The organism is Alteromonas sp. (assembly GCF_984505615.1).
On the sequence record NZ_CFHOXV010000020.1, the window covers coordinates 46,373 to 54,530 of the forward strand.

The 8,158-nt window shown below is 50.3% G+C and carries 4 protein-coding genes; all 4 read right to left on the minus strand.

The window, feature by feature from the left end:
* Position 1: 1 nt before the first annotated feature.
* Positions 2 to 2,926, minus strand: coding sequence for a glycoside hydrolase family 31 protein (locus AC4PME_RS12240; RefSeq protein WP_119501628.1), 2,925 nt, complete (start codon positions 2,924 to 2,926; stop codon positions 2 to 4).
* A 40-nt stretch (positions 2,927 to 2,966) separates the two neighbouring features.
* Positions 2,967 to 4,622, minus strand: coding sequence for a DUF5597 domain-containing protein (locus AC4PME_RS12245; protein WP_119501629.1), 1,656 nt, complete (start codon positions 4,620 to 4,622; stop codon positions 2,967 to 2,969).
* Positions 4,623 to 4,756: 134 nt separating this feature from the next.
* Positions 4,757 to 7,615, minus strand: a complete 2,859-nt coding sequence (locus tag AC4PME_RS12250) for a TonB-dependent receptor (protein ID WP_119501630.1) — start codon at positions 7,613 to 7,615, stop codon at positions 4,757 to 4,759.
* 61 nt (positions 7,616 to 7,676) lie between these two features.
* The coding region (locus AC4PME_RS12255) for a glycoside hydrolase family 95-like protein (protein WP_491529618.1) at positions 7,677 to 8,158 on the minus strand (482 nt) is incomplete at its 5' end.

An 8,158-nucleotide genomic window follows, 5' to 3' on the forward strand; every position in this document is an offset into this window, starting at 1 on the left:
GTTACTTCGTCCGTTCCACAGTAAGGGCATCACCGGAATAAGTGACAGTGACGTCCGGCTTCGCTTCGTAATTTAATAGGGTTTCACCTTCGGAAATAAACCTGACATGCCAGGTACGGGAAGTGACCATATTATCAAACTGCCCTTCACGTTTGCCGATGGTGAGCTTACCTTCACTGTCATCATACTCAATGCGGGTGTACGAATACGCCCCGTTCTCGTAGTCGTATGACTTGCCGTCGTCGTGATAGAGTTCAAATTCGCCGTCAGCACCGGTAAATACGTTTATGGTATAGTCGCCATCCGGCTTATCGTAAACATATTGAATGGCTTCACCCGCCGGAATAATTGATCCGGCTTTTACGTATAGCGGCATTTGCGTTAACGGCGCACTGGCATTAATCGTTTGCCCTCCCTGATACGTTTCACCGGAGTAAAAGTCGTACCAGCTTACGCCTGCGGGCAGATAAACATCCCGTTCCCGCGCCTTGTACTCATACACAGGGTTAACCAGAATGGCCGGCCCGAACATGTAGGCATCATCGATATCCTGCGCTTTTTCATCTTCAGGGAAGTCCATCACCAGACCGCGCATTAAGGTACCGTCTTTATGGAACATGTCCCCTGCCTGCGAATAAATATAAGGCATCAGACGGTAGCGTAATTCGATGGTGGATATCAGTGCGTTATACACTTCCGATCCTTCATCGGCCAGATTAAACACTTCCCTGAAAGGGTTTTGACCATGGGAGCGGAACAGCGGCACAAATGCGCCGAACTGGAACCAGCGCATATTCAGCTCCTGCCATTCCTGCTGATATTGTTCAGCCATTTCACTGTAGTGACCCACAACCACATCGCCGTTGTAACGATAGTGATCTTCCGGTGTGAAGCCACCGATATCCATGGTCCAGTTCGGCATACCGGACAATCCTGTACCTACACCAGCAGCAATCTGCTCTTTAAGATTTGACCACCGCGGCACGGTGTCTCCGCTCCAGATTGCACTGCCCGTACGCTGAATGCCGCCGAACCCGCTGCGGGTAAGAATAAAACTACGCTTGTCAGGGTCTGACTGCCGCTCACCTTCATACACGCCTTCTGCGTTTGCCAGCGCATAGGAGTTAAAATACTCAGCACCTGAACCTATCGGTAACGGCGTCATGATTTCTTTTCGTTTGGTATACGACAGGTTCGAATGGATGTCCGGCTCGGATGCGTCCAGCCACCAGGCATCAATACCGAGCACATTCAAATTTTCGTCTAATTGCCGCCAGAAAATTGCCTGTGATTCTTCAGGGTAAGGGTCGTAAAACCCGTTCAGATAACCCTCCCCAATCCAGTCCAGATTGCCCTCCTGATCCACGTTCTTATTCAGCATGTAGCCTTTGGCATTCAGCTCTTTGTAATTGTCAGTTGTGCTGTAGAATTTCGGCCAGACGGAAATCATAATATTGGCATTTAGTGCATGAACTTCGTCTATCATGCCTTTAGGATCGGGGAAACGGGCCAAATCGAACTTATGGCTTCCCCATGCATCTTCCGGCCAGTAAGACCAGTCGAGCACAATATTATCAATGGGGATCTGCTTTTCACGGTAGGTTTTCAGCGCCCCTAACAGTTCATCCTGCGTTTTGTAACGTTCACGACTTTGCCAGAATCCATAGGCCCATTTGGGCAGCATCACGGCTTTGCCGGTAAGTTTGCGGTAACCGCTTATTACCTCGTCGGTGTCGTCACCGGCTACAATGTAATAGTCCAGCGACTTTCCGGTTTCTGATGCCAGCGACAAGCTGTTCTCGTCGGCCTTCGACTGAGGATTATTGTGTAACAGACGGAAGTATCCACCCTGCGAATCCCAGTCGACTTCAATGTCCACCTTTTCACCGGCGGTGAGCATCATTTCAGTATTGTGAAACCAGGGATTCCAGTTCATTCGCCACCGGTCCAGCAGCTTTTCACCGTTTATGGTCAGTTTGGCATAGCCACTGGAGTACATACGGAACTTGTGAAGTCCGCTTTGCTTCGCGCTTATCTGCCCTTTCCATACGACCCGGGGCTGGCTGACATCACCAAGCTCTGCAGGAAATGGTATTTCCCGGGTGGTATTGTGAGCAAGAAACTGATAATCAAGATCGGCTTCTGTGCGTTTAAGCAGCAATTTATCTCTATCGTAGTAATACGCGGTTAATCCCCCGGCGTTGCCGTCTTCATCATAAAGCGTAAAGCCTGCGTTCAGCGGCGCTGACTCCACCGGATTTCCGAACCGTGTAATGGCGGCGTTGTCCCATAAAATCCCGTAATGTTTGGTAGAGACAACAAAGGGAATCGAGATTTGCAGGTTATGGGTGCTCAGCTCAACATTATCTCCGGCATGATTAATACGGCCATCCTGATGCTGCCCTAACCCGTAAAAACCCTCATCTGAACCAGTATTCCACTGCTGGTGAATAGCGAAATTGTACTTATCGGCACCGGCAGGATCGGCGGTCACCGGCGCAAATTCGCCGCTGTTCACACTCTCAAGCAATACCTCTCCGGCACGGTTTTTTACCACCAGATTACCGTCAGTCAGCGATACTGAGGCTGTCATAGCGGGTGTAGACAATATCACCGCACCGGCGGATTCTTTGATATCGTAAGGGGTATTCCCCGCAGAGGCAGTCACCATCAGGCTCTCTGCAACCCGACTGAAATCGTCATGTGGCAGCGCCGTGACGCGAATGATTCCTTCATCAAATACTTGTAGGCGCACGGCTTTAGCCTGCCCCTGAGCAGGCAAAACAAGCAGGCCGTGTTCTGTCGCCTGATAGCTTCCCGCTTGAATAACTTCAGCACTGCCGGTGCTGTTTTCGCAGCCACTGAGTACGGTTGCTGACATTAACGCAACGGCCACACTGGCTGCAATTCGATGGATTTTTTTCATGGTGTTATTCCTTTTACCTTTGTTCATAGTTGCAAGGTATTCATTCTTGCCAGGTGGTCATTTTTACTTTGAGAATATGCGGCTCATCGTTGAAGTTAAGTCCCCAGTCAGTTTGATCGCCATTCCAGACGCGTTCAAATATCCAGTTACCTTGATCATCAAAATGGCCTTCTTCCACCCTTTCAATCATTACAGGGAGTGATGCGATTTCTTTTGACGGTGTAAAGGTGACCCGTGCACGCAGCGCAGTCACTAAAAACTCATCGTCGGATAATTTAGCGATAAGTGCGCCGCCGGAAGCCGGATGATTTCCTGCAGGCGGGTCAATCCAGAACATAGGTCGTCCGTAGGAAACTTCTGCATCCCAGTTTCCGAGATCCAACAGTTGACTGTAAGCGGGAGACTCCCCTTTTGCTTGCGACACATTGGCATTCCACACTTTTTCATCTTTTGACGAGTCGTGAGGCTCTGCGACTCCCCAAACCTGATGCTCGAGGCTGAGCGTTGCCCATACGCCGGACCATGACTGCATCAGCCCGTATATTTCAGCAAAAGGAGCGATGGTGTCGTCGTTAACCGTTTTCGCGCCGAGGGGATAATTGGCATAACCGGTGTAGTCCATGCCGAATGGCGCAAACCCGAACCCCTGATGCCCCAGGGTACTGAAAAAGTAGCGGGCATAGGGCTGGTCGTTGCCAATCTCCGCTACAAACAAGGGGTTATCTTCACGGCTGTACAATTCCAGCACCCGTTTTACCGTTTTATGGTCACGAAAATAAATATCTGGCGAAATCATATCGATGTGCGGGGCGCCGGCTTTCCAGACGTCGATAACATTGTCTGTAGGACCGCCCATGGAATAGCCCGAGCCGGGATTGAAAGGATTTCTCAGCGCCACATTAACGTTCATCGGCAAAGGTTTAATTGCTTTACCGGCCTGTGCAATCTCATCGACATAACGGGCAATAGACCAGGCATGAAAGATTTCATCAGCGTCATCACCGAATACCTCAGCCCATGTACCCGGCTGTTTGTTCATCCGGGCCAGTAAAGTGTCAGGGACAGGCTGTTTAAAAAGAGAATTTGCCAACGGGGAGTAATCACGTTTTGAGCCGTAGGTGCCGGTTTCATTTTGCACCTGTACCATGATGACCTGATGAGCCGGATCATTATCACGCAAATATGTCATCAAGGCTTCAAAGGCGCGCTTGTCAGCGGCCAGCGTCTGTTCGCCGTGAGGCGACAGAGAGTTCAGGGTTCGCCCGTCGCGTGTGATCACTCTGGGGAAACGCTGATTATTCAGTTTGATCCAGGCCGGCGCGTAATGAGGCGCGTTGTTTTTCCAGGTGGCAAACCACAGCAATACCACTTTCACTTCCCGTTCTGCGGCCTGGCGGATCAGGACATCAAGGTAGCTGAAGTCGAAATGTCCTTCTTCCGGTTCGATTTGCTCCCACGCCACCGGAATACCCAGGGTGTTAGCATGCATGGCATCAACAACCGGCCACACTTTATCCAGCGCTGCAGGATAGTTAGCGGAATTATTCGTTTGCGCACCCAGCATCAGAAAAGGCTTACCATCGACGAGAAAGGCATGGCGGCCGTTTTGAGTGACCACTTGAGGTAAGTCGTGCCGGGATTGAGAAGCTGCGGCGGGCTTTACCCCCGCATTCTGGCAGGCACTTAGCGTACACATTGCACAAAGAAGAAGACCTGCAAAATAATAGATTTTCATAGTGTCCAAATATCAATTCAGGGTTGGGAAAAGCGTTGCACTGCACCGGCAGGTAATACCAATATAAAGCCGGTGCAGTGCGATACGCGCGGGTACTAGAAATTGCCCCGCAGAGACAGCGCATAACGGATATCGTTGACGTGATAAGCACTGTAGTGATTACCCGGGCCGTTCTGACGCATCTCATTTTTGGTCACCGCATCATTGAGATTGTTCGCTTCCAGAACCACCGCGTAATTGTCGTTGATACGATATGTCACAGAGCCGTCCAGGTAAGCAGTCGCCGCATTGAACAGCGGCAAGCCATAAGTGATGCCATTTTCCGTGCCGGTGAAACCATTTGCATTAGTTGCAATCAGGAATTCATCCCGCCAGTTGTAGGCCAGGCGCGCGGAAAACGGACCTTTCTCGTACATTAATACCAGGTTTACCGCATTTTCTGACAAGCCTCTGAATGGCATATCCTCGTAGCCTGAACCGTCTGTATCCACCGGCTGAGAGCTTGAATCAGCATCAATTTCACTGTCTATCCAGGTGTAGTTCATTTGCACGCCGAAACCGTCAAAAGGTGCAGGAAGTGAAGAGAAAAAGTGGTTCAGAGAAAGCTCGACACCCGTGATTTCAGCATCAGCACTGCTAACTGGCCACCTGGCATTATAGGTATAACCACCAAATTCAACCTGAGACAATTGGGGCACCTGATAGCCGGAAATATCCTTAGTAAACAATGCCACATAAGCAGAACTGTCTTCGGCGTAATACCATTCCAGAGACACATCAAACTGGTTGGACTCCATAGGGTCGAGATACGGATTTTGTGTGGAGTCCAGTGTCAGCACGTAATCTTCCACTTTAGGCGGATTGCCGGCATTCTGGCTGGCCTCTCCTGCACTGGATAAATTCGCGTTCAGTACAATATTGGCACCTAAATCTGCAAAATTTGGCCGCGCCATCGCTTTGGCGGCAGCAAAACGCAGCAGCAAATCATCGGTCAGTTCTACTTTTACGTTTAAGCTGGGAAGCCAGTTACTGTAATCATGCTCCGCATCCAAGGCGGTGAAAGCACCGTTGCCAAACAGCGCATTGTTCGGATATTGCAGATAACCATGAGCGGTATTTTCGGTTTTAACGTAACGCACACCCACATTGCCCGACACGGGTTTGCCCAGTGCGTCAGTAAAGAAGTCGAGCATCACATAGGCGGCGGCCGTTTCCTCTGTCTGATCATTGGTATACTGATCATCATTTAAATCACGGCGGTTCCAGTACGCCCAGGCAGACCAGTCTGCATACACGAACCGGTCCTGTAACGCCTGAAAACTCTGCGGATAACCAAACGCAAAACTGGCATCAGGTGCATACACGTTTGCCGGCGCCGGCACATCACCACCAAAGAAGTTATCAAAGGAATTCAGGTTCAGCTCACTGACATCAGGGACAATATTCTCCTGCCCTTCCACAATGGCAGCTTGTAACCAGCTTGGTGCTAACGGACTCCAGTTATAACCGGTATCGGCGTTATCAGATGATGTTTTGCTATAGCGGGCGCCAAACTTCACGGCTTCGAAGAAACCGTCAGATAAAAAGTACTGAACATCAATATCTGCCGCAGTCATATCCGCCTGACGGTCGTACTGATTATCCATGATGAAATTCCAGACATAGTTGTCCGGGTTTCCCAGATAAGAAGCATCTGATGTCACAGTGGGCAAGCTGCCGGTTAAATCGACATCTATGTAAGGTACGCTAATCTGTGTGGCCACCGTGTTATCAAGCCCTGCAGAATCAGAACTTACCCGCTGCAGCGACGTTTCCACCAGAAATTGCTCACCGGCGTACCGGTAACGCAGCGCGATATCTTCCGTTTTCGCCTGCTGGGAAGAGGCCCTGACATCGGCCCCCATGGGAATACCGCCATCCTGTACCAGCCGTCCTTTTTCCAGTACACCGCTGTCACTGAACTGTGCACCGCTTTCCACCTGCACACCATAGGGCCAGTTATCTACGAATATGGCATCCTCATTCCACTGCATATCGTAGTCGCTGGAAAAGTATGTCAGGGTAAATTCGTGGTTTTCAGACGGAGCATATTGCAGGGCCGCATAAGCGCCGTTACGTTCGCGGTTAAAATACATGGTACGCCAGTCTGCACCTCTGGGCACATAGACCGTTGACCCTTCGTATCCGGCAATGTCATCACGGTAGAAAAAAGGTCTTACGTACATGGAATCGTTACGGGTAGACAATTCAGAGACGGCAATATCAAACAAAAAGCCGACTTTACCGGCAGAGGTATCCCAGTTATTGGAATATAAAAAAGAATAGCCCGGCTTGGTTTCTTTTATCACATCACCATAGTTGGCACTGATATCAAACGCGATTTGCTGACCGTCGCGGTGAAAAGGCAGACGGGTTTCCAGATCGATGGTACCGGCAAGGCCGCCTTCAATCTGATCCGCCGACGGACTTTTATACACATTCACAGCATTTAACAGTTCAGGCGGCACATCACCAAAGCTCAGCGTCCGGCCCCCGTCAGCACTGAACGTTCCCCGTCCGTTCAGTTCCGACCGGACCTGGGTAAGCCCGCGCACAATCACACCATTACCTTCCACCGAGAAATGTTCAGGATCACCTAACGACATGTACCGGTCGATAGCAACACCCGCCACCCTTTGCAAAGTTTCAGTGATACTGCGGTCAGGCAGTGCGCCGATGTCATCGGCACTGATCCCGTCCATGATTTTATTGGAGTTCATTTTTGTTGCCTGAGCAGAAATGACGCTGGCCCGCATGCCTTTTACTTCTATAACTTCAAGTGCCTCACTGTCTTCTTCCTCAGAGTCAGTCTGTGCCAGACCCGTGGCGGGACAGGCCAAACCTAAGGATGCCAGTAGAAAAGCGGTAAGTTTTGCGTGCTTAAACTGTTCAAGTCCTGAATGTGTAGTTTTCATATTTTAAAAGTCCATGTTGCGTTGAACCATGCCACTATGCACCTCTTCGTGGCTATTGTTGTTACTCAGCAGCAGAAACGGCATACTCCTGCTGCGCTGAGGTGGTGAAACTAATGACGCCCTGCTCAGGCGAAGTAAAAGCAACGTGTTTTCCGTTAGCTGTTACTATAATCTTGTCGTCAAAACTGTCACAACGAATGCGGATTTCGCCGTCTGTGAAGGTTTTAATAATCGCTTTATTAAGGCGCCCGTCAGACCATCCCATACTGACTTCACGATTCCCCCGCGCCTTGAGGCCGGTTACCCTGCCGTGCTCCCACGCATCGGGCAGCGCTGGCAACAAATGCAGTTCACCTCTGTGACTTTGCAGCAGCATTTCCGCAATACCAGCCGTTGCACCAAAATTACCGTCGATCTGAAAAGGCGGATGAGAACTCCAGAGATTACTTAACGTGCTGTCCCGCAATTGTGCCCGGAGCAATTTATGGGCACGGTTTCCGTCTGCCAGGCGGGCCCAAAAGTTGATTTTCCAGGCACGGCTCC